Source organism: Bacillus sp. JJ722, from assembly GCF_036963345.1.
Classification (GTDB): domain Bacteria; phylum Bacillota; class Bacilli; order Bacillales; family DSM-1321; genus Bacillus_AD.
The window spans coordinates 1-1735 of record NZ_JBALMO010000427.1 but is presented as its reverse complement, the minus strand read 5'-3'; the positions used below and the strand labels follow the sequence as shown (position 1 = coordinate 1735).

The 1735-nt window shown below is 29.6% G+C and carries 2 protein-coding genes and 1 pseudogene; 1 reads left to right on the top strand and 2 read right to left on the bottom strand.

Translation table 11 applies throughout. The annotated features are described in order from the left end of the window. Positions 1–123 precede the first annotated feature (123 nt). Positions 124–369 (bottom strand): hypothetical protein, encoded by a 246-nt coding sequence (locus V7014_RS27070; RefSeq protein ID WP_335512219.1) that lies wholly within the window; start codon positions 367–369, stop codon positions 124–126. Positions 370–516: 147 nt separating this feature from the next. On the opposite strand from V7014_RS27070, the gene V7014_RS27065 reads away from it, so the two are divergent. Next, positions 517–741 (top strand): hypothetical protein, encoded by a 225-nt coding sequence (locus V7014_RS27065; protein WP_335512217.1) that lies wholly within the window; start codon positions 517–519, stop codon positions 739–741. A 138-nt stretch (positions 742–879) separates the two neighbouring features. Here V7014_RS27065 and V7014_RS27060 read toward each other — a convergent pair. Then, a pseudogene (locus V7014_RS27060) lies at positions 880–1202 on the bottom strand (GNAT family N-acetyltransferase); the annotation flags it as partial. Between the last annotated feature and the right edge of the window lie 533 nt (positions 1203–1735).

Genomic DNA, 1735 nt, shown 5'->3' with positions numbered 1-1735 from the left:
TAGTCGCTATCAGCTTAGAATTCAATTATAATGCTGATACGCTCAATTGTAAACGCTTAAATGTAAACGTTTTAATATAATATTAGAGATGTAACAAAAAAGTCATAAACTAATAATTTTAGATTAACCACTAGCTCTCAAATCATAATCAGGAAACACGTTATTTTGATGATATGTAAACATTGATGCTATAGCCCTCTCCATATGATATCCTCTACTTGTGTCTCCAGAAGCGAGTGTAAACTTTACTTTCTTACTAAAATCTAATCGATTAATTTCAATGAGACCATCGATTTTGTCTGAAGTTAATCCATAAGTATAGATCATTAACTCATTTGCAACACTTACTTTAGATAAGTAAGTCATCATCATTCAAACCCTTTCTAAATTTTCCTAATTAGCAATTTTATTCGCCCCATTATTATCGATAACATTAATATCCATCACGACTTAAACACTTTCTTCCCTGTTATTTTTTAATCATTCTGATACAATTCACTATAAGGAGGTGTAGTCTTGTTCACTTATTTTAGTTGTATTGGAGTGATGAAGATTTATCTTGACCAATACAAGCATCAATTCGCCCTTTCAATTAACGATACCGTTTATGGATATTATCATTCGGCTGGTAAAGCAGCAGATGATGTATATTGCCATGTAACTGGTTGTTATGATTGGGATCTACTAGAAGGAACTATAAATGATGTACCAACTAATCTCTACGAGTGGCAACCATTATAAAAAATTTAATTTTATTGATTCATCTAATTGGATACTAGGGTTATATATATTTAATTTAATACATACATATTGACACCGTCTGTTGAAACAGTTGGTGTTTCTTTTTTTCTAAATTATTCTTTTAACTTCCCTTACCTTTTATAAATCTTGCGATATGCGAACCATATCTATAGACTGTATACCATTTTCAAAAATCGATTCGTCATAATGTCTTATAAAAAAATCTTTATCAATATGAGTCATTCTAAAACCACATTTTTGAAAAGTGCTAATTGAATAACACCTGGATTACCAGTTCTAACCTCAATTGTTTTGTATCCTTGTAGCTTTGCAGTTTCAATTGAATATTATACAAGCTTTTTACCATATCCTCTTCTGTGGTGCTCTTCTTCAACAGCTACATTTACGAGTTCTACCGTTTCTGGGCGAGTAGGGATGAGGACATATGTACCTTTAATGCGATGAAATCAAAGATTTTCTAGTATCTTAAATGCTACAAAATCTAAACATGATAATGAATTAAAAAATACGGATATTGAAAAATACCAAAGATATTACTATTCAAAAGCGGATGAAGTAAACAGCATAAATAGTGATTATTTAAAAGCAATTAAAGATGCTGAGTGAAATGAACTAGAAGATGAACAATTAGGTGCCGTTCGTTTTTTAAAAAAAGATAAGAAAAAAGTTGCCGTCAATACTAAAGATAACTACATGATCATAATGTAAATGAAAAAATAAAATTCATGGTTTCATCTATAAAAAACCCATCTCTTATTGAGAAGGGCTTTTCCATTTTTCTTTGTGCGATGCGTCAAACAATAAGGTTTAAGAGGAAAACATTAATATTATATCCACAACAACAAATAATATTTGATTCACTTTACAATTTTCTAAATAAATACTAGCCAATATAACCAGATTGATTTTCGTTAAATTTGATATTTCACTGTAGTAAATATTTTTTAAAAAACAGCAAACCATATACCTAACT

Excerpts from the sequence above, each read along its gene's own strand:
- V7014_RS27070 (WP_335512219.1), bottom strand. The coding sequence starts at position 369 with ATGATGACTTACTTATCTAAAGTAAGTGTTGCAAATGAGTTAATGATC.